20 protein-coding genes are annotated in these 21,450 nt (G+C 73.7%); 9 read left to right on the top strand and 11 right to left on the bottom strand.

Annotated features, from left to right (window positions below; all coding sequences use genetic code 11):
- Positions 1-9: 9 nt before the first annotated feature.
- The 3 genes from NX794_RS31190 to NX794_RS31180 form a co-directional block, all read right to left on the bottom strand.
- Positions 10-891 carry a hypothetical protein gene (locus NX794_RS31190; protein WP_258782903.1) on the bottom strand — a complete coding sequence of 294 codons (882 nt, stop codon included), beginning with the start codon at positions 889-891 and terminating at the stop codon, positions 10-12.
- On the bottom strand, positions 872-2,455 hold the full coding sequence (locus NX794_RS31185) for a protein kinase domain-containing protein (protein ID WP_258782901.1): 1,584 nt from the start codon (positions 2,453-2,455) through the stop codon (positions 872-874). The genes NX794_RS31190 and NX794_RS31185 overlap by 20 nt, the downstream gene beginning before the upstream one ends.
- Before the next feature lie 129 nt (positions 2,456-2,584).
- The gene (locus tag NX794_RS31180; RefSeq protein ID WP_258782900.1) at positions 2,585-2,716 is read right to left on the bottom strand and encodes a hypothetical protein; all 132 of its coding nucleotides are present in this window, start codon (positions 2,714-2,716) and stop codon (positions 2,585-2,587) included.
- A gap of 126 nt (positions 2,717-2,842) precedes the next feature.
- On the opposite strand from NX794_RS31180, the gene NX794_RS31175 reads away from it, so the two are divergent.
- On the top strand, positions 2,843-3,688 hold the full coding sequence (locus NX794_RS31175) for a patatin-like phospholipase family protein (RefSeq protein WP_258782897.1): 846 nt from the start codon (positions 2,843-2,845) through the stop codon (positions 3,686-3,688).
- A 239-nt stretch (positions 3,689-3,927) separates the two neighbouring features.
- On the opposite strand, the gene NX794_RS31170 is transcribed toward NX794_RS31175, so the two are convergent.
- Positions 3,928-4,569 (bottom strand): phosphoribosyltransferase, encoded by a 642-nt coding sequence (locus NX794_RS31170; protein ID WP_258782895.1) that lies wholly within the window; start codon positions 4,567-4,569, stop codon positions 3,928-3,930.
- A 113-nt stretch (positions 4,570-4,682) separates the two neighbouring features.
- Between NX794_RS31170 and NX794_RS31165 the strand changes: the two genes are divergently transcribed.
- Positions 4,683-5,534, top strand: a complete 852-nt coding sequence (locus tag NX794_RS31165; RefSeq protein WP_258782888.1) for a polysaccharide deacetylase family protein — start codon at positions 4,683-4,685, stop codon at positions 5,532-5,534.
- Positions 5,535-5,562: 28 nt separating this feature from the next.
- Here the strand turns inward: NX794_RS31165 and NX794_RS31160 are convergent, their stop codons facing one another.
- Positions 5,563-6,255, bottom strand: coding sequence for a GntR family transcriptional regulator (locus tag NX794_RS31160; RefSeq protein WP_258782886.1), 693 nt, complete (start codon positions 6,253-6,255; stop codon positions 5,563-5,565).
- A 125-nt stretch (positions 6,256-6,380) separates the two neighbouring features.
- On the opposite strand from NX794_RS31160, the gene NX794_RS31155 reads away from it, so the two are divergent.
- The 3 genes from NX794_RS31155 to NX794_RS31145 all read left to right on the top strand — a co-directional run bounded on the left by NX794_RS31155 (position 6,381) and on the right by NX794_RS31145 (position 8,427).
- The gene (locus tag NX794_RS31155; protein ID WP_258782884.1) at positions 6,381-6,914 is read left to right on the top strand and encodes a YbhB/YbcL family Raf kinase inhibitor-like protein; all 534 of its coding nucleotides are present in this window, start codon (positions 6,381-6,383) and stop codon (positions 6,912-6,914) included.
- 36 nt (positions 6,915-6,950) lie between these two features.
- Positions 6,951-7,847, top strand: coding sequence for an SCO6745 family protein (locus tag NX794_RS31150; protein ID WP_258782882.1), 897 nt, complete (start codon positions 6,951-6,953; stop codon positions 7,845-7,847).
- 139 nt (positions 7,848-7,986) lie between these two features.
- Positions 7,987-8,427 (top strand): SRPBCC family protein, encoded by a 441-nt coding sequence (locus tag NX794_RS31145; protein ID WP_258782880.1) that lies wholly within the window; start codon positions 7,987-7,989, stop codon positions 8,425-8,427.
- Between the two features lie 38 nt (positions 8,428-8,465).
- On the opposite strand, the gene NX794_RS31140 is transcribed toward NX794_RS31145, so the two are convergent.
- From NX794_RS31140 to NX794_RS31120, 5 genes are all read right to left on the bottom strand, one after another.
- Positions 8,466-9,617: an XdhC family protein gene (locus NX794_RS31140; protein WP_258782878.1), complete on the bottom strand. Its 1,152-nt coding sequence runs from the start codon at positions 9,615-9,617 to the stop codon at positions 8,466-8,468.
- 41 nt (positions 9,618-9,658) lie between these two features.
- The gene (locus NX794_RS31135) at positions 9,659-11,116 is read right to left on the bottom strand and encodes an NCS2 family permease (protein WP_258782875.1); all 1,458 of its coding nucleotides are present in this window, start codon (positions 11,114-11,116) and stop codon (positions 9,659-9,661) included.
- 204 nt (positions 11,117-11,320) lie between these two features.
- A complete protein-coding gene (locus NX794_RS31130) occupies positions 11,321-13,705 on the bottom strand; it encodes a xanthine dehydrogenase family protein molybdopterin-binding subunit (RefSeq protein ID WP_258782872.1) in 2,385 nt (794 codons plus the stop codon).
- A 1-nt stretch (position 13,706) separates the two neighbouring features.
- Positions 13,707-14,288, bottom strand: a complete 582-nt coding sequence (locus NX794_RS31125) for a (2Fe-2S)-binding protein (RefSeq protein ID WP_258782871.1) — start codon at positions 14,286-14,288, stop codon at positions 13,707-13,709.
- Positions 14,288-15,181, bottom strand: a complete 894-nt coding sequence (locus NX794_RS31120; protein ID WP_258782870.1) for an FAD binding domain-containing protein — start codon at positions 15,179-15,181, stop codon at positions 14,288-14,290. Before NX794_RS31120 ends, NX794_RS31125 begins: the two co-directional genes overlap by 1 nt.
- A gap of 342 nt (positions 15,182-15,523) precedes the next feature.
- Here NX794_RS31120 and NX794_RS31115 point away from each other — a divergent pair, with 342 nt between their 5' ends.
- Together NX794_RS31115 and NX794_RS31110 are read left to right on the top strand one after the other, a co-directional pair.
- Complete coding sequence (locus NX794_RS31115; RefSeq protein WP_258782868.1) at positions 15,524-17,197, top strand: PucR family transcriptional regulator; 1,674 nt, start codon at positions 15,524-15,526, stop codon at positions 17,195-17,197.
- Between the two features lie 166 nt (positions 17,198-17,363).
- A complete protein-coding gene (locus tag NX794_RS31110; RefSeq protein ID WP_258782867.1) occupies positions 17,364-18,131 on the top strand; it encodes a hypothetical protein in 768 nt (255 codons plus the stop codon).
- 192 nt (positions 18,132-18,323) lie between these two features.
- On the opposite strand, the gene NX794_RS31105 is transcribed toward NX794_RS31110, so the two are convergent.
- On the bottom strand, positions 18,324-19,088 hold the full coding sequence (locus tag NX794_RS31105) for a GntR family transcriptional regulator (RefSeq protein ID WP_428985997.1): 765 nt from the start codon (positions 19,086-19,088) through the stop codon (positions 18,324-18,326).
- Between the two features lie 167 nt (positions 19,089-19,255).
- Between NX794_RS31105 and NX794_RS31100 the strand changes: the two genes are divergently transcribed.
- Complete coding sequence (locus NX794_RS31100; RefSeq protein ID WP_258782865.1) at positions 19,256-20,098, top strand: (2Fe-2S)-binding protein; 843 nt, start codon at positions 19,256-19,258, stop codon at positions 20,096-20,098.
- A 315-nt stretch (positions 20,099-20,413) separates the two neighbouring features.
- A partial coding sequence (locus NX794_RS31095; protein ID WP_258782863.1) for a DUF2637 domain-containing protein occupies positions 20,414-21,450 on the top strand: 1,037 nt, incomplete at its 3' end.

The raw sequence follows: 21,450 nt of genomic DNA, 5'->3' as shown, positions 1-21,450 counted from the left end.
CGGCGGCCGTCAGCGGGTCCGCCGGGCCAGCGCCTCGACCAGGTGCGGGCGGACCTGGCCGGCGGCGGCGAAGTACCCGGCGGTGATGCGGTTCTTCGCCGCCATGAACGACTCGTTGTCCAGGTAGGGGGTGTCCTCCAGCCGCTCGGCCCAGGGCCACGGCTGGACGTCCTCGATCGCCGCCATCGGACGCCCGTCGGCGCAGCGTGCGCCGGCCAGGATCTCCCGCAGCCGGAACAGCGTGTGCCGCGGCTCGACCGGTCCACCGCCCCACAGCTCACGGTGCCGGGCCACGATCTGGGGCAGCGACCAGCCGTCCGCCCGGGGCCGCGGCACCCCGGTGACGGCCGGCCACGCCAGCGCCACGGCCATGGGCAGCAGCCGGTCCCCGCTCACCCGGAGCACGGGGAGGCGGGTCGTACCGCTGGCGGGCGGCGGTTCGAGCGCGGGCGGTGTGCCGAACAGGCGGACGGCGAGGGCGCGGGGCACGCCGACGGGATCGACGACGATCTCGTGTTCCGGTCCGGCGAGGCGGATGCCGCCGGGAGCGGGCACGGCGCCGTCCACCAGCAGGTCGACCGCGCCGTGCCCGGCCCGCAGGTGCACGGCGCTGCGGGCGACGGCCAGCACCAGGGCGACCGCCGGCACGCTGCGCCGCACCCCCGGCCCCAGGGACAGGAACACGCCGTCACCGGCCGGCGGCGGACGCAGCCGGGACGGGCGGCCGACCAGGCAGCGGTCGCCCTCGCGCAGCGGCACGTCCCGGGGCCGGGAGGCGCCCGGCGGACAGGCGCCGGACAGCACACCGACCACGTCCGCCGCATACCCGGCACCGCGTTCCGGCCCCGGGGGCTCCGTGCCGCCCGGACGGTCATCCCGTCGGCCCGTCATGTCCCTCCCTGCGCACGACCTGGATCATGACCTCGATGCCCAGCGTGTTGACGCCCGGGAAGCAGAACAGCCCCTCCTCGTCCACCATCTTGAACCGCTGCCGGTAGACGGCGGGCCAGCCCGGGGCGCGCACCGGGATCAGGACGGTGGCGACCGCGCCGGGCGGGGTCTCGGGTACGTCGAAGCGCTCGCCGCGCAGCCGCACCGTCTCGGTACCGGTGGCCGGTGCCATCGCCTGGAGCCGCCGGCCCCGCCAGGTCACGGTGCCGCTGTTGCGGATGTGCAGCGGGAACTCGCCCGTCTGCCAGGGCGCCAGCTCGATGAGCGAGGGCGTGTCCTCGTGCTGTTCGCTGCGGTCGCCGGGCACCGGGTAGCGCGAGCCGCGGGGGCGGCCGTCCAGGCCGAGCAGGTCGCTGCCGCGGGCGCACAGGTGCAGGTAGCGCAGATAGCCCTGGGCGTCGGTGATCCGGTCGACCAGGGAGACGAGGTCGAAGGGCGGCTCGCTCCAGCCCATCTCGTACGCCCACAGCCTGAACGCGCTGGTCCGGCCCAGCAGTTCGCGCTGGCTGGCGAGCTGGCGGCGGGTCATCGACCAGGCGCCGTGCCGCCGGTGGTGGCGCAGCTGGGCGCCCAGCTCGTGCCAGGGCGTCGGGCCGGCCTTGCGCGGGTTGATCCGGCCGAGGCGCAGGGTCCGGGCGGGCGCGTCGCTGAAGGCGTCCTCCACCGCGCCGAGCAGGGCCCGGGTGTCGCAGGTGGGGCGGGTGACCTCGCCGGGCGCGGGGACGAGGTGCAGGGGCCAGCGCAGGGCGGGGTCGCGGTGCCAGCAGCCGATCAGGATCTCCCAGAGCCGGCCGGCCGCGGCGCCCGCCGCCGCGTGGAACGGCCCGGGGTCGGGCAGCGCGTCCCGGTCCCGGATGGCGGCGACGGCGGCGGCCGGGTCGGATCCGAACGGGTGCCGTCCGGTGAGCAGGAAGTACACCGTGGAGGCCCAGGAGAAGACGTCGGAGGGCGTGTAGGCGGTGTCGAGCCGGAGCTGCTCGGGCGAGGCGAACGCCACGCTGTAGCCGGTGAGCCGGGTGTGGGTGGCCTCGGCGGAACGCGCGATGCCGAAGTCGATCAGCACGGGGACCGGGCCGGCGGTGTCGTTGCGCAGCACGACGTTGTGCGGTTTGACGTCGAGGTGGGCCACGGGAGCTGCGTGGATCTCGCCCAGGGCCCGCAGCAGTCCGAGGACCGTCTCCCGCGCGAGGTCACCGGTCAGCGGGCCGCGCCGGGCCACGAGGCGGTCGAGGGGGGTGCCGTCGATGTACTCGAAGGCCAGGTAGGGCGGGTCGCCGTCGGGGTCCCCGGCGAGCAGGCGCACCACGCCCGGGTGTTCGACGCGCCGCACCAGGGCGGCCTCCCGGGCGATCCGGCGCCGCGCCTCGGCCGGCGCGGCGCCCAGGGTGTGCCAGGTCTTGAGCGCGACGGGCACACCGTCAGGGCCGGTGGCCCGGTACACCGACGCCTGCCCGCCGTGGCCGAGTTCGGCATCGAGCCGGTAGCCGTCGATACTGCCCCGCACTGGCCGTCACCCCCGTCCGCCGGGCCTCAGTATGGCCGGACCCGACCGGGAAGGGAGGCCCTTTCGGCGCGCGTCCGCCGCCGTCGCACCGGTACACCGGTGCGACGGCGGCGGACGAGGCGGGTGGGGTCAGTGGGCCGGTCCCCGGCCGGGGGCGAACGGGTCGTCCGCGTCCTCGGGGCCGCGCCCGTCGGTGTACGGCGGGTGCGGGAGGGTGGCGAGCGGCGGCACGGCGAGGGGGGCCCGGTGGCGGATGTCCATGGGTGTGTCTCCGGTTCGGTCGGACGTCGGGACTGCGGCGCGCGCTCGCCCCGCCAACGTCCCGCACACCGAACGACGGCTCCATCAACGGCCGTTGAGCGTAGGGTGCGGGCGAGAGGGGGCGTGATGACCGAGGCGTTGGTGCTGGGTGGCGGCGGTGTGGGGGGCATCGCCTGGATGACCGGGCTGCTGGCCGGGCTCGCCGACGCGGGACGGGACGTGAGCGGGGCCGGGCTGCTGGTGGGGACCTCGGCCGGGTCCACCGTGGCGGCGCAGTTGGGCAGCGGCCTTGACCTGGCGGAGCTGTACACGCGGCAGGTGGACCCCGGGGCGCAGGCCGCCGAGATCACGGCCGAGATGGACCTGGAGAAGTTCGCGGCCGAGATCGGCGCCGCCGTCGGGTCGGCCGGCTCCGCCCCGGACGTGCGGTGCGCGGTCGGCCGGGTGGCCCTGGCGGCGCGGACCGTGCCGGAGCAGGAGCGGCGGGCGGTGATCGAGGCGCGGCTGCCGTCCCACACCTGGCCGGAGCGGGCGCTGAAGATCGTGGCGGTGGACGCGGAGAGCGGCGCGCCGGTGGTGTTCGACGGCGCCTCGGGCGTGCCGCTGGTGGACGCCGTCGCGGCGAGCTGTGCGGTGCCGGGCGTGTGGCCGCCGGTGACCATCGGCGGGCGGCGTTACGTGGACGGCGGGGTGCGCTCCGTCGCCAACGCCGATCTCGCGGCGGGCGCGGAGCGGGTGCTGGTGCTCGTGCCGATGGGTGAGGTCGAGCCGTTCCCGAGCGAGGTGCCGCTGGAGCGGGCCGTGGCGGACCTTCGGGCGGCCGGCGCCGAGGTGGTGCTCGTCGCCCCCGACGAGGCGTCGGTGGCGGCGATCGGCGACAACGCCCTGGACCCGGCCACCCGCCGCCCGGCCGCCGAGGCCGGCCGCGCACAGGGCCGGACGCTGGTGCTGCCGTGGGGACGACGCGACTGAGCCACGTCGCCGCGGTCGGGGGCGGTCGTAGCAGCGCCGGAAGCGGTGGCGCAGCAGACGCCGGGTCTCCAGCTGGGCCCCGGCCAGGGCGAGGGCCGGCAGCAGAGTCGTGGTGGCCGCCCGTGCGGACGCGCCCTGCGGGAGCCGCCGACCCCACCACCCCGCACCACCCGGCCAACGGCACCCGAAACCGCGGCAATCCCGGCGGCGCCACGCCTCGCCGCCGATCCGGAAGGCGCTCAAGCCCCGCGCAGCGCGTCCAGCACCTGCTCGTCCGTCAGTTGCTCGAAGTCGTCGTACCACTGCCCGACCGCGGCGAAGCCGGGCGGGCGGTGGGGGCAGAGCAGGGTGTCGGTCTCGGGGGCGAGGCGGGCGGCGGCGTCGGGGGCGCCGACGGGGACGGCGAGGACGAGATGGGCCGGGTGCCGGCGTCGTACGTGACGCAGGGCGGCGCGGGCGGTGGCGCCGGTGGCCAGGCCGTCGTCCACGACGATCACGGTGCGGCCGGTCAGCTCCGGGGGCGGGCGGTCGCCACGGTAGCGGCGTTCGCGACGGCACAGTTCCTGCCGCTCGCGGTCCACGACGGGCGCGAGGGCGGCCTCGGTGAGGCCGAGGCGGTCGAGGGTGCCGGTGTCGAAGAGGGGCGGGTCGTCGCCAACGAGCGCGCCGACGGCGAACTCCTCGTGGTGCGGGGCGCCGATCTTGCGGACGACGAGCACGTCGAGCGGGGCGCCGAGGGCCCGGGCGACCGGCGCGGCCACGGCGATGCCGCCGCGGGGCAGGGCGAGGACGACGGGGTCGGCGAGGTCGCCCCGGGCGTGCGCGGCGACGAGCGGTCCGGCCAGTTCACGGCCGGCTTCGGCGCGGTCCCGGAAGCGCATGGCGGACCTCCTCGGCGGAGCCCCTTCCTCCATGGTGCTACCGGCGGAGGCCTTGCGAACGAGTCGCCACGAATTCGAACGCCTGAACTATAAACTGCATGTATAGTCCCGGCATGCCTCAATCGACGGACACGACTTCTACGGACACGACCTCGACAGACACCACCCAGCCGACTCCGGCCCGCGCGACCAGGAAGAGGGGAAATCCGCGCCGCCGGTTCCGTCCGGCCGCGTTCGCCTCCGCCGCGGCCTGTCTGGCACTGGCGCTGTCCGGCTGCGCGCAGGTCGACACCACCTCGCCGAGCACCGCACGGGCCGAGGCGGCGCACGGTGCGCCCGCGAAGTTCGGGACCGTCGACTGCCGCGAGGCGAAGTGCATCGCGCTCACCTTCGACGCGGGGCCCAGCGAGCACTCCGCGAAACTCCTCGACGTCCTCAAGGAGAAGCGGGTCCCGGCGACCTTCTTCCTGCTCGGCAAGCGGCACATCGAGAAGTACCCGGAGCTGGTCAAGCGGATGGCGGCCGAGGGTCACGAGGTCGCCAGCCACACCTGGGACCACAAGATCCTTACGGAGATATCCGACGCGGAGGTCCGCCAGGAGCTGAAGCGGCCCGACGACGCCATCGAGCGGCTGACCGGGCACAAGCCCACCCTGATGCGCCCGCCGCAGGGCCGTACCGACACCGACGTGCACGAGATCGCGAAGGAGTTGGGGCTGGCGGAGGTGCTGTGGAGCGTGACCGCCAAGGACTACGCGACCGACGACTCCGACCTCATCACGAAGCGCGTCCTCGACCAGGCCTCCCGGGACGGCATCATCCTGCTGCACGACCTCTACCCCGGCACGGTGCCGGCCGTCCCCGGCATCATCGACGCCCTGAAGGAACGCGGCTACGTCTTCGTGACGGTCCCCCAGCTCCTCGCCCCGGGCAAGGCCGAGCCGGGCAAGGTGTACCGGCCCTAGACTCGACCGGCCCCAGGCCGGACCGGCCCTAGTTGGCCTGCCCCGAGTCGCCGGTCAGAGCGGCCGCGGTCAAGGTGAGGTGCCGGACCAGGATCTCGGCCGCGGTGTCGGCGTCGCGGGCCAACGCCGCCTCCTCCAGCCTGCGGTGCTCCTCGGCGCCGTCCCGGTCGGGATCGCGGTGCGCCGACCAGCGGCGGGCCAGCTCACTCGCGGTCCACAACCGGTCGAACATCTCCAGCAGCGCGCGATTGCCGCACGCCTCCAGCAACGTGCGGTGGAAGCCTCGGTGCGCCTCCGCCCAGGCGTCGGTGTAGTGCTCACCCTCCTCCGCGACGTACGCCGGAGTGCGCGCCAGACGATGGTGCGACGCCCGCACACGGGCCTCCCAGTCGACGTCGCCACGCTCGATCGACATGCACAGTACGACCGGTTCGACGCTCCGGCGCGCCTCCGCGATCTCCTGCCAGCGGCGGCCGGAGAAGGACGGGACCGCGAATCCCCGGTTGGGCAACCGGTCGGCGAGCCCCTCACCGACCACCCGCACGAGCGCCTCGCGCACCACGGCCAGGCTCACGCCCTGCTCCCTGGCGAGCTCCTGCGGCTTGAGGGGGGCACCGGGGGCATGGTCCCCGCGCATGATCGCGTCCCGCAGGTGTGCGTAGACCTGCTCGGAGAGCATCTGCTTCCCCGGCGAGGACGAGGAGTTCGCCGTCTGAGTCATGCCCGCCATCCTAGACGGTCGGATAGACGATTCTCGGGATAATCGATTATTGCTGCTACAGTCGATTCAGTACCCGATGAGAGACCTCGAACAAGGACCTCCGCGTCCGGACAGGAACGATCACCGTGCCCGTCAACGACCCCTTCGCCCGCCTCCCCCAGGCGGCTTCCTTCACCGTCACCAGCACCACCGTCGACGACGGCGCCGCCTGGCCGCCCGAGCAGCACTCCTCCGGCCTGCCCGGCGGGAAGGACACCTCCCCGCAGCTGTCCTGGAACGGCGCCCCGGACGGCACCAAGAGCTACGCCGTCAGCGTCTACGACCCCGACGCCCCCACCGGGTCCGGGTTCTGGCACTGGGCCGTCACCGACATCCCCGCCACCGTCACCGAACTCCCCGAGGGCGCAGGCGACGACACCGGCTCACAACTGCCCGAGGGTGCCTACCAGTTGCCCAACGACGCCCGCGCGACCCGCTACATCGGCGCCGCCCCGCCGGCCGGACACGGCCCGCACCGCTACTTCGTCGTGGTGCACGCCCTCGACATCCCCGCGACAGGCGTCCCCGCCGATGCCACACCGGCCCTGCTCGGCTTCACCATGGCCGGCCACACCCTCGGACGCGCGGTGTTGACCGCCACCGCCGAAACGCCCGCCTGACAGCGCCCACCCCCGACTTTCCGGAGACACACCGCCATGCACCCTGACACCCTTCCGGGCTCCGCCCGCCCCGGCGACGGCCTGATGGACCTGGACACCGTCCGCGCCGTCAGCCACGCCGTCACCGCCGCCCATCTGTTCGTCCATCTCGTCCCCGAGACCGCCGAGGAGGCGGCTGGACTCGGTGTGACCGACCCCGGGCCGGCCTATCTGGCCTTCCGGTCGGCCGCGCTGGGCGCGGTTCCGTGGCACGTCACGCTCGCGGCCTTCTACAACTTCAGCCCGCGGGCAGTACGGGCCATGGCGGGCGTCTGGGACGCCGCGCCGCCCGAGCGGTGGCAGGCCGCCCGCTTCCGGGCCGTCGGACGGGCGATGCGGCGCGTCGGCGTGCGGCTCACCGACGACCACATCGCCGAGGCGCGCTCGCTGATCGACCCGGTCGTCGCCGGTGCCGACCACGCCGGCAAGGTGCTGGCCGCCGCGAACGCCTCGGTCGTCCTTCCCCCCGATCCCCTCGCCGCGCTCTGGCAGCAGATCACGGTGGCGCGCGAGTGGCGCGGCGACGCACATCTCGTCGTACTGGCCGCCAACGGCCTCGGGCCGTGCGACTGCCTCGTCCTGCACACCGCGACCGGCCGCCTTCCCACAGCCCTCACGCGGGCGACCCGGCAGTGGGACGACGAGGAGTGGAGCGCGGCGACAGCACGCCTCGTCGCACGCGGCTGGCTCGACTCCGACTCCGTGCTCACCGACGCCGGCAGCGCGGCACGCGAACGCATCGAAGAGGAAACCGACGAGCACTGCGCCGCGCTGTGGGCGCCGATCGGCAACGCGGGTGCCCGCCGCTTCGCCTCCCTCATCGCGCCGATCACCGACGCGTTCACCGCGGCGGGGACGTTTCAGGCCCTTCACGAACCGTCTGATCCCGCCTGAACGGCCCGAACTCAGGCGATCCCGGCCCCCGTCACCGTTCCGGCCCCGCTGTCACCGATCAGGGGGAACGATGTGGGCCCCACGGGGGACAGCGCGGTGAACGCGCAGGTGACCGGGGCGCAGTGCCTACGATCGTGCCGTGCCCCTCTTCTCCTTGCGCCGTACGGCCCCGCTCAGCCTCGACGAGGCCTGGCGGCGGCTCACCGAGTGGCCGCGCCACGCCGACGCGGTCCCGCTGACCCGGATCAAGGTGCTCACCCCGCCGCCGACCCGCGTGGGCACCCGCTTCGTGGCGCGCTCCGGTGTCGGGCCGCTGGTCATCGACGACGTCATGGAGGTCACCGTCTGGCGGCCGCCCGTCGACGGCGGACCGGGCTTCTGCCGTCTGGAGAAACGCGGCCGGATCGTGCTCGGCTGGGCGGAGATCGAGGTCCGGCCCGGTCCCGGCGGCCGTACCCGGGTGGAGTGGCGCGAGGAGTTGCGGGTGCGCTTCCTGCCGGGCGTCTTCGACAGGGTCCTGGAGCGGACGTCCCGGGCGATGTTCGGCCGCGCGGCCAACCGCCTGCTCAGGAAGGCCTGAGGCGGGCCGGCCGCTCAAGAAGGCGACGCGGGCCGGGTTCAGGCCACCGAGCCGATCCGGGCCGGCCTCCGGGACGCCGGTTCGCGGTGGATCGGCGTGTGCGCCCCGGTCAGCGCGACCCCGCTGCCGCCCCGCCGGTCGGCGACGATCTCCGCACCGATCGACAGGGCCGTCTCCTCGGGGGTGCGGGCGCCGAGGTCGAGGCCGATCGGGGAGCGCAGCCGGGCGAGTTCGAGGTCGGTGACGCCGACCTCGCGCAGGCGTTCGTTGCGGTCGTGGTGGGTGCGGCGGGAGCCCATCGCGCCGACGTAGGCGACCGGCAGCCGTAGCGCGAGCCGCAGCAGGGGCACGTCGAACTTGGCGTCGTGGGTGAGGACGCACAGCACGGTACGGGCGTCGGTGTCGGTGCGCTCCAGGTACCGGTGCGGCCACTCGACGACGATCTCGTCGGCCTCCGGGAAGCGGGCCTTCGTCGCGAACACGGGGCGGGCGTCGCACACGGTGACGCGGTAGCCGAGGAACTTGCCGACGCGGACCAGGGCGGCGGCGAAGTCGATCGCGCCGAAGACGATCATGCGGGGCGCCGGGACCGAGGACTCGACCAGGAGGGTGAGCGGGGCGCCGCAGCGGGAGCCCTGCGCGCCGATCTCCAGGGTGCCGGTGCGGCCCGCGTCCAGGAAGGCGCCGGCCTCGGCCGCGACCGTGCGGTCCAGCTCGGGGTGGGCGCCGAAGCCGCCCTCGTACGACCCGTCGGGCCGGACCAGCAGGGCCCGGCCCCGCAGCTCGGCCGGGCCCTCGGCGATCCGCGCGACCGCCGCCGCCTCCCCCCGCGCGGCGGCGGCCAGCGCGGCCGCGGCCACCGGCCGGGCGGGACCGTCCGCCCGGACCGGTGTGACCAGGATGTCGATGACGCCGCCGCAGGTCAGGCCCACGGCGAAGGCGTCCTCGTCGCTGTAGCCGAAGCGTTCGAGGACGGTCTCGCCGTCTTCGAGCGCCTGCCGGCACAGCTCGTAGACCGCGCCCTCCACGCACCCGCCGGAGACCGACCCGACGGCCGTGCCCTCGGCGTCCACCGCGAGGGCGGCGCCGGGCTGGCGCGGAGCGCTGCCCCCGACCGCCACCACGGTGGCGACGGCGAAGTCACGGCCCTGCCCGACCCACCGGTCGAGTTCCTCGGCGATGTCCAGCATCTGTCGGTCTCCTTGGCGAGTTCGTGGGAGGGCGGCGGTGATCAGTGGACGCCGAGCCAGCTCTCGATGGGATGAAGGGCGAAGTACACGAGGAAGATCACTGTCAGGCCCCACATGAAGGCGCCTATCTCGCGTGCCCTGCCCTGGGCGGTCTTGATGGCGGTGTAGGAGACGACGCCCGCGGCGACACCGGTGGTGATGGTGTACGTGAACGGCATCAGGACGACGGTCAGGAACACCGGTATCGCGGTGGCCCGGTCGGCCCAGTCCACGTGCCGGGCGTTCATCAGCATCATGGCGCCGATGACGACCAGGGCGGCGGAGGCGACCTCCTGCGGGACGATCTGGGTGACCGGCGTGAAGAACAGACAGGCCGCGAAGAACAGGCCGGTGACGACGGAGGCGAGGCCGGTGCGGGCGCCTTCGCCGACGCCGGTCGCGGACTCGATGAACACCGTCTGCCCCGAGCCGCCCGCCACGCCGCCGATCGCGCCGCCGGCGCCGTCGATGAACAGCGCCTTGGACAGGCCCGGCATCCGCCCCTTGTCGTCGGCCAGGTCGGCCTCGGTGCCGACGCCGATGATGGTGGCCATCGCGTCGAAGAAGCCGGCCAGCACCAGGGTGAAGACGATCATGCCGATCGTCATGGCGCCGACCTTGCCCCAGCCGCCGAACTCCACGTGCCCGAAGAGCGAGAAGTCGGGCATCGAGACGGCGCTGCCGGGCAGTTCGGGGGCGCCGTTGGCCCACTGGCCCGGGCTGATGGCGCCGAGTCCGTTCAGGACGGCGGCGACGACCGTGCCGGAGACGATGCCGATGAGGATGGCACCGGGGACGTTCCGGGCCTGCAGCATGAAGATCAGCAGCAGGGTGCCGGCGAAGAGCAGCACCGGCCAGCCGGCGAGTTCACCGGCGGGGCCGAGGGCCAGCGGGGCGCCCTTGCCCTGGTGCACGAAGCCGGACTTGTAGAAACCGATGAGCGCGATGAACAGGCCGATGCCCATGGTGATGCCGTGCTTGAGGGCGAGCGGGATCGCGTTCATGATCATCTCGCGTAGGCCGGTGACGACCAGCAGCATGATGACCACGCCGTACATCACGCACATGCCCATGGCCTGCGGCCAGGTCATGTTGGGGGCGACCTGCGAGGACAGGACGCCGGAGACGGAGAGGCCGGCGGCGAGGGCGAGCGGCACCTTGCCGACGAAGCCCATCAGCAGCGTGGTGAAGGCCGCCGCGAACGCGGTCGCGGTGATGAGCGCCTTCTGGCCGAGCGTGTCCCCCGCCGCGTCCTTGCCGGACAGGATGAGGGGGTTGAGCAGGAGGATGTACGCCATCGCCATGAAGGTGGTGATGCCGCCGCGCACCTCACGCGCGACCGTGGATCCTCTTCTGGTGATGTGGAAGTACCGGTCGAGCCAGGACCGTCCGGCCGGAACGCGGCTGCCATCGCCCGCGTCGTCGGCTGCGGTCCTGGGCTCCACTGACTGCTGGGTCATGGTGCCATCTCCCAAGGTTCACAGGGGCACCCGCGCGACCGCCCTGGCGGGCACGGGATTTGGGAATGGACGACCCGGGGGACGGCCCGAGACGAACAAAGGGTGGTACTTCAAGGACCGCGAGCGGAGCGGAACTCAAAGGCGGTTCCTCCGGGCGGCGCGGCGAAGTGTGACGTTCCCGGCGCCGCCCGGAGAGCTTCGGTGCTACGCGGTGCCCGTCAGGTGCTCGGGCCGTACCGGAGTGCGGTTCAGCTCCAGGCCGGTCGCGTCGCGGATCGCCGCGAGGACGGCCGGCGTGGACGACAGGGTCGGGGCCTCGCCGATGCCGCGCAGCCCGTACGGGGCGTGGTCGTCGGCGAGTTCGAGGACGTCGACCGGGATGGTCGGCGTGTCGAGGATCGTCGGGATTAGGTAGTCGGTGAAGGAGGGGTTCCTGACCTTCGCCGTCTTCGGGTCGACGATGATCTCCTCCATCACGGCGACGCCCAGGCCCTGGGTGGTGCCGCCCTGGATCTGGCCGACGACGGAGAGCGGGTTGAGGGCCTTGCCGACGTCCTGGGCGCAGGCCAGCTCGATGACCTTCACCAGGCCGAGTTCGGTGTCGACCTCGACCACGGCGCGGTGCGCGGCGAAGGAGTACTGGACGTGTCCGTTGCCCTGCCCGGTGCGCAGGTCGAAGGCCTCGGTCGGCCGGTGCCGCCACTCCGCCTCGATCTCGACGCTCTCCCCCTCCAGCACGTCGGCCAGGTCGCCGAGGACCTCGCCGCCGTCGGTGACGACCTTGCCGCCCTCCAGCAGGAGTTCGGCGGTCGCCCAGGCCGGGTGGTAGGAGCCGAACTTGCGGCGGCCGATCTCCAGGACCTTCTCGCGGACGAGTTCGCAGGCGTTCTTCACGGCGCCGCCGGTGACGTAGGTCTGCCGGGAGGCGGAGGTGGAGCCGGCGGAGCCGACCTGGGTGTCGGCCGGGTGGATGGTCACCTGGGCGACGCCGAGTTCGGTGCGGGCGATCTGCGCGTGCACGGTGACACCGCCCTGGCCGACCTCCGCCATCGCGGTGTGCACGGTGGCCACCGCCTCGCCGCCGGCGACCTCCACGCGCACCTTGGCGGTCGAGTAGTCGTCGAAGCCCTCGGAGAAGCCGACGTTCTTGATGCCGACCGCGTAGCCGACGCCGCGTACGACGCCCTCGCCGTGCGTGGTGTTGGACAGGCCGCCGGGCAGCTGCCGTACGTCGGCGCCCTCGCTGGACTCCCACTGGCGCTCGGGCGGCAGCGGCATCGCCGTGACCCGGCGCAGCAGTTCGGCGACCGGGGCGGGCGAGTCGACGGGCTGGCCCGTGGGCATGAGGGTGCCCTGCTCCATCGCGTTGAGCTGCCGGAACTTCACCGGGTCCATGCCGAGCTTCTTGGCGAGCTTGTCCATCTGCGCCTCGTAGGCGAAGCACGCCTGGACCGCGCCGAAGCCGCGCATGGCGCCGCAGGGCGGGTTGTTGGTGTAGAGGGCGACGGCCTCGATGTCCACGTCGTCCACGACGTACGGCCCGACGCTCAGCGAGGAGGCGTTGCCGACGACCGCCGGGGAGGCGGAGGCGTAGGCGCCGCCGTCCAGGACGATCCGGCACTTCAGGTGGGTGAGCTTGCCGTCGCGGGTGGCGCCGTGCTCGTAGTACAGCTTGGCCGGGTGGCGGTGGACGTGCCCGAAGAAGGACTCGAAGCGGTTGTAGACGATCTTGACGGGCTTGCCGGTGCGCAGCGCCAGCAGGCAGGCGTGGATCTGCATCGACAGGTCCTCGCGCCCGCCGAACGCGCCGCCGACGCCGGACAGCGTCATGCGCACCTTGTCCTCGGGCAGACCGAGCACGGGCGCGATCTGGCGCAGGTCGGAATGCAGCCACTGGGTGGCGACGTACAGGTGGACGCCGCCGTCCTCCTCGGGTACGGCGAGGCCGGACTCGGGGCCGAGGAAGGCCTGGTCCTGCATGCCGAAGGTGTACTCGCCGGTGACGATCACATCGGCCCGCTCGCGGGCCGCCGCCACGTCGCCGCGCACGATCGGCTGCCGGTGGACGATGTTGGGGTGCGGGACGTGCCCGCTGTGGTGGTCGTCGCGGCCCTCGTGGACGAGGATCGCGTCCGGGGCGGTGGCGGAGGCCTCGTCGGTGATGACGGGCAGCTCCCGGTAGTCCACCTTGATCTTGGCGGCGGCGCGCCGGGCCGTCTCCGGGTGGTCGGCGGCGACGATCGCGACCGGCTCGCCGTGGTGGCGGACCTTGCCGTGGGCGAGGACCGGGGTGTCCTGGATCTCCAGGCCGTAGTTCTTCACCTCGGTGGGCAGATCGTCGTAGGTCAGGATGGCGTACACACCGGCCGTGGCCAGGGCCTCGGAGGTGTCGATCGAGACGATCTCGGCGTGCGCCACGGTGGAGCGCAGGATCTGGCCCCACAGCATGTCCTCGTGCCACATGTCGGACGAGTACGCGAACTCGCCGGTGACCTTGAGGGTGCCGTCGGGGCGCAGCGTGGACTCGCCGATGCCGCCCTTGGCCGGCGAGCCCTGCGTGATCTTCGTCGGTGCGCCGGTGGCCGGCATGTCAGACCCCCTCGGACTGGCGGGCGGCGGCCAGGCGGACCGCGTCCATGATCTTCTCGTAGCCCGTGCAGCGGCACAGGTTGCCCGACAGCGCCTCGCGGATGTCCGCGTCGCTGGGGTCGGGGTGGTGCTCCAGCATCTCGTCGGCGGCGACCAGCAGACCCGGCGTGCAGAAGCCGCACTGGACGGCGCCGGCGTCGATGAACGCCTGCTGCACCGTGGAGAGTTCGGCGCCCTCGCCGGTCCGCGAGTCGGTGCCCTTGGCCCGCCAGTCCTTCGCGGCGTCCAGCGAGGTGCCGGGAGCGCCGGTCGCGCAGCCGCCCTCGGCGCGCTGCCGGGCGTAGTCCGCGAGGCCCTCGACGGTCACGACCTCGCGGCCCTCGACCTGGCCGGCCGCGACCAGGCAGGAACACACCGGCACGCCGTCGAGACGGACCGTGCAGGAGCCGCACTCGCCCTGCTCGCAGGCGTTCTTGGAGCCGGGCAGGCCGAGGCGCTCGCGCAGGACGTACAGCAGGGACTCGCCCTCCCAGACGTCGTCGGCCTCCTGGGGGCGTCCGTTGACGGTGAAGTTGACGCGCATCACGCAGCTCCCTCGGTGGCGCGGCGGGTGCCGCGGTACGACTCCCAGGTCCAGGTCAGCGTCCGGCGGGCCATCACGCCGACCGCGTGCCTGCGGTAGCTCGCGGTGCCCCGGACGTCGTCGATCGGGTTGCAGGAGGCGGAGCACAGGTCCGCGAACTGCTTGGCGACCGACGGGGTGATGATCTTTCCGCTGTCCCAGAAGCCGCCCTCCTCCAGGGCCGCGTTCAGGAAGTCCTCGGCCGTCCTCGCGCGCACCGGGGTGGGGGCGGCGGAGCCGATGCCGGTGCGGACGGTACGGGTCTCGGGGTGCAGGGCGAGTCCGAAGGCGCAGACCGCGATGACCATGGCGTTGCGGGTGCCGACCTTGGAGTACTGCTGGGGCCCGTCCGCCTTCCTGACGTGGACGGCGCGGATCAGCTCGTCGGGCTGGAGGGCGTTGCGCTTGACGCCGGTGTAGAACTCGTCGATCGGGATGAGGCGGGTGCCGCGGGCCGCCGACTCCGCCTCGACCTCGGCACCGGCCGCGAGGAGGGCGGGGTGGGCGTCGCCGGCGGGCGAGGCGGTGCCGAGGTTGCCGCCGACGCCGCCGCGGTTGCGGATCTGCGGGGAGGCGACCGTGTGCGAGGCGAGCGCGAGGCCCGGCAGCTCGGCCCGCAGGTGCTCCATGATCCGGGAGTACGGCACGGAGGCACCGAGCCGTACGCTCTCCTCGCCGACCTCCCATTCGCCGAGGTCGCCGACGCGGTTGAGGTCGAGCAGGTACTCGGGCCGGCGATGGTCGAAGTTGATCTCGACCATCACGTCGGTGCCGCCCGCAATCGGCACAGCGGTGGGGTGCTCAGCCTTGGCGGCGAGCGCCTCCTCCCAGCTGGCGGGGCGAAGGAAGTCCATGACCGGCTCTCTTCTTCGTCTCGTGAGTCGTGCGGATTGAGCCAATCCGTGTGCGGCGGGCCCGGCTCGTTCATGTCCTGTTTACGCGGAGTGGACTCAGTACACCGTCCTGTGCTCCAGCGGGGTCAGTCACCGAAACCATGAAGGAGTTCGCTGGCCAGGGCGAGCATCTTGTAGATTCGTATGAACGGAGGTCATCGGTAACCTCTCCGTTTTCCTGGGGAAACGCAGGAAACAGCGCGAAGACCCCGGAGCGCGTCCCCCAGGGCCCGTCCCGGACCGCTCGCGCACCACCCTCCAAGATCCATCGTAGATTTCGAGACAGAGAACGGCGGCGACGAGATGCGGCTGCGCGCACTGCTGGACACCGACGCGCTGGGCCTGCGGCTGCTCGGCGGCGAGGACGAGCTGGACCGCTCGGTACGCGGTGTCATGACCACCGACCTGCGCGACCCGAGCCGCTACCTCTCCGGGGGCGAGCTGGTGCTCACGGGCCTGGCCTGGCGCCGGGACGCCGACGACTCCGAGCCGTTCGTCCGCCTGCTGGTGCAGGCCGGCGTCGCGGCGCTCGCGGCGGGCGAGGCCGAGCTGGGCGACGTGCCGGAGGATCTGGCGGTGGCCTGCGCGCGGCACCGGCTGCCGCTGTTCGCGGTGCACGAGTCGGTGGCGTTCGCGACGATCACCGAGCACGTCGTGCGGCAGGTGTCCGGCGAGCGGGCCGGGGACCTCGCGGCCGTGGTGGACCGGCACCGCCGGATGATGACCTCGGGCCCGGCCGGCGGCGGCCCCGACGTGGTCCTCGACCTGCTCGGCTCCGACCTGGATCTGCGCGCCTGGGTGCTCTCCCCGACCGGCCGGCTGATCGCGGGTTCGAAGGTCGCGGGCCCGGCGCTGCCCGCCGAGACCTGCGCCCGGCTGGCCGCCGAGCACCTGGCCGCCACCCGCACCGGCCGCCGCGGCCCGCACCGCGTCCTGTTGGACGGCGCCACCTACTCCCTCTTCCCGGTCCGCTCCGCGGGCCGACCGTCCGGCGGAGCCCGGGACGTGCGCGAGACGGTCCTGTCGGACTGGCTGCTGGCCGTCGACGCGGACGCCGGGGACTGGGCCGAGGAGCGCTTGGACCTGCTCCAGGGCGTCACCCAGCTGATAGCCGTCGAGCGCGAGCGCCGGGACGCGGCCCGCACGGTACGGCGCCGGCTCGCCCAGGAGGTGCTGGAGCTGGTGCAGACCGGCGCCGCGCCCGCCGAGATCGCGGCCCGGCTGCGGGTCGCCGCGCCGGTCCTGCTGCCCGGTCTCGGGGCGGCCCCGCACTGGCAGGTGGTCGTGGCCCGGGTGGAGTGGGAGGGCGAACAGGCCGAGGGCGGTCCGGTCGCCCAGTCCCTGCTGGAGGAGGTGCTGGTCGACCCGCTGGCGACCGGCCCCGAGCCCGCGGACCGCATCGCGGTCGCGCACATCGGGGACGAGGCGATCGCCCTGGTGCCGCTGCCCGCGGTCGCCGCCGAGCACGACGGCTCCGAGACCGGGCTGCTGGCCGATTCCGTGCTCCGCTCGGTACGGGAGCCGCTGTCGGCCGGTCTCGACGGCGACGGGCGGCTCACCCTCGGCGTCAGCGCGGCCGTGCACTCGGCGGAGGGGCTGCGCGGGGCGCTGGAGGAGGCCCGGCACGCCCGCCGGGTGGCCGCCGCCCGGCCCGGCCGGGTCTGCGCCGCCGGCCACCAGGAGCTGGCCAGCCATGTGCTGCTGCTGCCGTTCGTGCCGGACGACGTCCGCCGCGCCTTCACGGCGCGGCTGCTGGACCCGCTGACGGACTACGACCGCCGCCACCGCGCCGAGCTGATCCCGACCCTGGAGGCGTTCCTCGACAGCGACGGTTCCTGGACGCGCTGCGCGAGCCGGCTCCACCTGCACGTCAACACGCTGCGCTACCGGGTCGGGCGGATCGAGCAGTTGACGGGACGGGACCTCTCCCGCCTGGAGGACAAGCTCGACTTCTTCCTCGCGCTGCGGATGAGCTGAGGTCAGCGGGGTGGAGACCGGTCGAAACCGGTCACAGCCACTCCCCGCCACTTTGTGAAATCTTTCACCCACCCTCTTGGCCCGGTACCGCGATAGGTGCTGGAATGCCGCCACCACTCAACAGCTCGATGGCGTGCTCGGGGAGGGCAACGTGGCGCATTCCGCCATGTCTGGTAACGGAACGACCGCCGGTGACGATCCTCTCCAGACCGCGGTATGGCGGCTGCGCTCGCGGGCCTGCTGGGCCGACGCGGCGGCCCTGCTGCCGCCCGACACCCCGGCCACGGCGCTGCAGCGGGCCGTGCTGCTGGTGGAGCGGTGCCTGTACACCGAGCGGGGCTGGCCGGAGGCGGAGGACGCGCTGCGGCAGGCGGAGGCGCTCGCGCACAGCGACGAGGAGCGCGGGGCGGCGGCCTGCGAGCGGGGCCAACTCGCCTACGCGGCAACGCTGCACGGGGTGCGGGACCGGGCCGACGAGGCGCGGGCCGCGCTGGGGCGGGCGGCGGCGCTGATCCCTCCGGGCGGTGCCGGGCGCGCGTTGCTCGACTTCCGCCGCGGACTGCTCGCGGAGAACCTGACGCGCTCCCCGCAGGCGGCGCGGGCGGCCTATCGGCGGGCGCACGCGGGTGCCGCGGCGGGCGCCGACGCGCTGCTGCTGTCCTCGACCTGGCGTCATCTGGCCGGACTGGCCCTGCGTGACGGGGAGTTGACGGAGGCGCGGCACGGCTTCGCCGAATCGCTGCGGATCCGGGAGGAGTTGGGCTACCTGGTGGGCACGGCACCGGCGCTGGTCTCCCTGGCGGACACCGAGGACGAACCCGAGGCGTCCCGCCTGCGCGAGGAGGCCCGCCGCCTGTTCCGCCTCCTCGGCGGCGTCCCGACCTGGCTCTCCCGCCACCTGTTGCCTCCGGCGGCCGGCGCGGCTACGGCCTGAGCCGGGGGCGGGTGCGTTCTCGGGTGCGGGTGCGTTCTCGGGTGCGGGTGCGTGGGGGCTGGTCGCGCAGTTCCCCGCGCCCCTTCAGGGCGTTGTGGCCAAGTGGCCCAAGGGGCGCGGGGAACTGCGCGAACGGCCGCGGCGGAGCCGAACCCGGCCGGCGGCGGCAGGCCGGGCGGCGGGCGGGGGCGGTCAGTTCAGGGCGTTGAAGTGTTCGGAGACCAGGGTGTGGACCACGTCCAGGTCGCCGGCGATCAGGGCGTCCAGGAGGGCGCCGTGTTCCGCGGCGTCCGCGAGGAGGGCGGCCCGCCGGTGCCGTACCGGGGGGCCGGCCGGCGGCCACTGAGCACGGCGGTGGAGGTCGTCGGCGATCCGGACGAGCTGCCCGTTGCCGGCGAGGGCCAGCAGCGCCCCGTGGAAGACCCGGTCGGACTCCGCGTACGTGGCCGCGCAGCCCGACGCCGCCGCCCGTACCGTCTCCTCGGCCAGCGGCCGCAGCTCGGCCCACCGCTCGGCCGGCACGGTCCGCGCGAGCCGCAGCATCACCGGCACCTCCAGCAGCGCCCGCACCTCCGCCAGCTCGGCCAGCTCCCGCGTCCCGCGCTCGACCACCCGGAAGCCCCGGTTGGGCACGACCTCGACGGCGCCTTCGAGGGCGAGCTGCTGCATGGCCTCCCGTACCGGGGTCGCCGAGACCCCGAAGCGCTCACCGAGCACCGGCGCCGAGTACACCTCGCCCGGCACCAGCTCCCCGGCCACCAGCGCCGTGCGCAACGCGTCCAGGATCTGCCCGCGCACCGAGGATCGCCGCACGGCGGGGCGGGGTCCGGGGACCGGCCGTTCGCCGTGCGTGTGCTCACCGCGCGCCCCGTCCAGGGTCCCCACCGCCCGCTGCCGGCCCACCGGGGCCGCACCAGCGGTACCCACCCCGGTGGAGCCCTGCACGCCCTGCTTCACGGGTCCTCCTGGCGGCTTGTCGGCACTTGGGTCATTAACGACGGGTTGTCACTTGTCCGTCAAGCACCTTAGGCGCACCGGACATCAGTTCAAACTTCTCCGAGGAATGGGTAAGGTAAGGCTTACCTCTGCACCTCGGACCGTGATCAAGGATCGGTGGTTCCGCCATGCCCGCTGCGGTCTCGCCGCTCACCGCCGCCTACGCCCGCCTCACCCAGGCCCTGCCCTACCTGACGGTGACCGAGCACGGCCCGCAGGAACCGGCGCCCACCGGCGGCGGCTGGGTCGGCGCCGACGGCCTCGCGGCGGGCGGCGCCGAGCTGGACGCGTTCCTCGCCTGGGACGACGCGCAGGTGCTGCGGGACTACGGCAGCCGGGCCCGCCCCGACGTAGTCGCCAGCTTCGGCCTGCACCGCTACGCCTGGCTCGCCTGCCTGCTGATCACGGTCCCCTGGTTCCTGCACCGCCGGGTCCCCAGCCTCCCGGTGACGCACGTCTCGTACGACCGCACGGCCGGCCACGTCGCCGTACGCCACCCCGAGTCGTTCGCCTGCCTGCCGGACGACCCCGCCGCCGCGCTGCCCGGCGCCGTCGTCGTACCCGACGAGGAGGCGCTGCGGGAGCGGGTGCGCGCGGCCGTCGCCGAGCACCTGGAGCCGCTACTGGCCGCCTTCGGACCGCGGATGCGGCGCCGCGGCCGGGCCCTGTGGGGCATGGCGACCGACGAGATCGTGGAGGGGCTGTGGTACGTCGCCCAGCTGTTCGGCCCGGACGAGGACCGGCGGGCCGTGCGCGAGCTGGAGCTGCTGCTGCCCGGCGCCACCCGGCCGTACGTCGGCTCCGCCGCGTTCCGTGAGCTGACCGGCCCCGACGGGCGGCCCCTGCCCACCCGGGACCGGGCGAGCTGCTGCATGTTCTACACGGTGCGCCCGGAGGAGGCCTGCGCCACCTGCCCGCGCACCTGCGAGAGCGACCGGATCGCCAAACTCACGGCAGCCGCTGCCGCCTGACCGGCCGTCAGGGTTCGCGCGCGGCCCGGCGTCCACTAAGATCGTCGCGAAACAGGACCGTCCGCCCGAGGCGGCTCCTCGGACAGGGATTCACAGCTTCCTCACCCACCACGGGAACTTTCCGAGGAACCACCCGTACGGGTAGTCTTATTCGAACTCAACTCCCGCCCCTCACGCGGCAGTTCGAGCAGAACGCCGTCCTGGGCATCCCCTTGCACCTTATTGGCGGCCTCTTGCCCCGAAACCCCCTGAGGGCCGTCGGGAGTGGGCCACTATGGCGGGCGTTACGCCCTATCCCAATGCAAGGGACCCCTGATGAGACTGACCGACATATCGCTGAACTGGCTGCTTCCGGGCGCCGTGCTGCTCCTGGGCATGCTGGCGGCGGTGGCGGTGCTCGCGCGCGGCAAGCGCTCCTCCGGGGACGCGAGCGCGGACGACTCGTGGGAGCGCAGCGAGGAGCGCCGCAGGCGCAAGGAGGCCATCTACGGCACGGCCTCCTACGTGCTGCTGTTCTGCTGTGCGGCGGTGGCGGCGGCGCTGTCCTTCCACGGCCTGGTCGGCTTCGGTGAGCAGAACCTCGGGCTGACCGACGGCTGGCAGTACCTGGTGCCGTTCGGCCTGGACGGCGCGGCGATGTTCTGCTCCGTGCTCGCGGTGCGCGAGGCCAGCCACGGTGACGCGGCCCTCGGCTCCCGGATACTGGTGTGGCTGTTCGCCGCCGCGGCGGCCTGGTTCAACTGGGTGCACGCGCCCCGGGGCATCGGGCACGCGGGCGCCCCGCAGTTCTTCTCCGGGATGTCCCTGTCGGCGGCGGTGCTCTTCGACCGGGCGCTGAAGCAGACCCGCCGGGCCGCGCTGCGCGAGCAGGGCCTGGTGCCGCGTCCGCTGCCGCAGATCCGGATCGTGCGCTGGCTGCGGGCGCCCCGCGAGACCTACAAGGCCTGGTCGCTCATGCTCCTGGAGGGTGTGCGCAGCCTGGACGAAGCGGTCGAGGAGGTCCGCGAGGACCAGCGGCAGAAGGAGGAGACGCGGCTGCGCCGCCGCGAGCAGCAGCGCCTGGAGCGTGCCCAGCTCAAGGCCATCAGCCGGGGTCAGCGCGGCTTCGTCGGCCGCGGCGGCGGCCGGCAGGTCGAGGTGCAGGCGGTGGAGCGCGGCCCGGCGCAGGCGACCGCGGAGCCTGCCATATCGACCGCGGAGCAGCTGCCCGTACGCCCTCGGCCCTCCCTTCAGCCGGTCCGCAAGGCCGGTGAACCGGTGACCGTCGACCTCACCGCGGAGGACGACACGATGGCGCTGCCGCGCCTGGACTCCCTGGAGCGCAAGCTCAAGGACCTGGAGCAGCAGTTCGG

It is taken from the genome of Streptomyces pyxinicus (assembly GCF_024753135.1).
Lineage (GTDB): Bacteria > Actinomycetota > Actinomycetes > Streptomycetales > Streptomycetaceae > Streptomyces > Streptomyces pyxinicus.
The sequence above is the reverse complement of the archived record's forward strand: the minus strand, read 5'-3'. Positions and strand labels throughout refer to the sequence as shown.

Bases quoted from the DNA above. Each gene is read 5' to 3' on its own strand.
- NX794_RS31170 (WP_258782895.1), bottom strand. From the start codon at position 4,569: ATGCGCTTCCGGGACCGCGCCGAAGCCGGCCGTGAACTGGCCGGACCG.
- NX794_RS31125 (WP_258782871.1), bottom strand. From the start codon at position 14,288: ATGCGCGTCAACTTCACCGTCAACGGACGCCCCCAGGAGGCCGACGAC.
- NX794_RS31180 (WP_258782900.1), bottom strand. From the start codon at position 2,716: ATGGACATCCGCCACCGGGCCCCCCTCGCCGTGCCGCCGCTCGCCACC.
- NX794_RS31110 (WP_258782867.1), top strand. From the start codon at position 17,364: ATGTCTGGTAACGGAACGACCGCCGGTGACGATCCTCTCCAGACCGCG.
- NX794_RS31135 (WP_258782875.1), bottom strand. From the start codon at position 11,116: ATGACCCAGCAGTCAGTGGAGCCCAGGACCGCAGCCGACGACGCGGGC.
- NX794_RS31100 (WP_258782865.1), top strand. From the start codon at position 19,256: ATGCCCGCTGCGGTCTCGCCGCTCACCGCCGCCTACGCCCGCCTCACC.
- NX794_RS31160 (WP_258782886.1), bottom strand. From the start codon at position 6,255: ATGACTCAGACGGCGAACTCCTCGTCCTCGCCGGGGAAGCAGATGCTC.
- NX794_RS31140 (WP_258782878.1), bottom strand. From the start codon at position 9,617: ATGCTGGACATCGCCGAGGAACTCGACCGGTGGGTCGGGCAGGGCCGT.
- NX794_RS31150 (WP_258782882.1), top strand. From the start codon at position 6,951: ATGCACCCTGACACCCTTCCGGGCTCCGCCCGCCCCGGCGACGGCCTG.
- NX794_RS31130 (WP_258782872.1), bottom strand. From the start codon at position 13,705: ATGCCGGCCACCGGCGCACCGACGAAGATCACGCAGGGCTCGCCGGCC.
- NX794_RS31120 (WP_258782870.1), bottom strand. From the start codon at position 15,181: ATGGACTTCCTTCGCCCCGCCAGCTGGGAGGAGGCGCTCGCCGCCAAG.
- NX794_RS31115 (WP_258782868.1), top strand. From the start codon at position 15,524: ATGCGGCTGCGCGCACTGCTGGACACCGACGCGCTGGGCCTGCGGCTG.
- NX794_RS31175 (WP_258782897.1), top strand. From the start codon at position 2,843: ATGACCGAGGCGTTGGTGCTGGGTGGCGGCGGTGTGGGGGGCATCGCC.
- NX794_RS31190 (WP_258782903.1), bottom strand. From the start codon at position 891: ATGACGGGCCGACGGGATGACCGTCCGGGCGGCACGGAGCCCCCGGGG.
- NX794_RS31165 (WP_258782888.1), top strand. From the start codon at position 4,683: ATGCCTCAATCGACGGACACGACTTCTACGGACACGACCTCGACAGAC.